The 533-nt window shown below is 56.1% G+C and carries 1 pseudogene; it reads right to left on the bottom strand.

From position 1 onward, the window contains the following. Window positions 1-533 (bottom strand): annotated as a pseudogene (locus HMPREF2604_RS14280) (IS3 family transposase); the annotation flags it as partial.

The raw sequence follows: 533 nt of genomic DNA, 5'->3' as shown, positions 1-533 counted from the left end.
CGCTGCACTAGGTCTGGGCGATGATCCGGTGTCTTCGGGCTGATCGTGGTCACGGGGGTTCGTCCGCGTCTGCGGCCGCAAACACCAGCTAGCTTCATCAGTCGTGCAGTCTTATCGCGGCCGATATGAAAGCCTTCACGGTTCATCGCGTGCCACATTTTGCGGATGCCGTAGACCGAGAAATTCTCCGCATGCACACGCTGTATCTCTGGGATGAGAAGGCTATCGTTTAAGGCCCTTGCACTGGGAACACGTGTGGTGGCTTTGCGGTAGCCGCGTGAGGTGATGAATCCACGATCTGCTTGTTTAAGGACTCGGCAGATGGCCTCGACCCCAAACTGATCCTTATACGCGTCGATGTAAGAGATCATTTGGTCGTGGGTCGGTCGAGTTCCGCTGCGAAAAAAGCCGAAGCAGTCTTAAGAATCCCGTTTGCTCGCTTCAGCTCACGGTTTTCGCGGCGCAAACGCTTGAGCTCTTCTTCCATCGTTTCGCCGCCAGACGCGTCAGAGTCATCACGTGCTGAAGCGCTG

Origin of the sequence: Corynebacterium sp. HMSC055A01 (assembly GCF_001809405.1) — a bacterium.
In the GTDB taxonomy this organism is placed as follows: Bacteria; Actinomycetota; Actinomycetes; order Mycobacteriales; family Mycobacteriaceae; genus Corynebacterium; species Corynebacterium hesseae.
The sequence above is the reverse complement of the archived record's forward strand: the minus strand, read 5'-3'. Positions and strand labels throughout refer to the sequence as shown.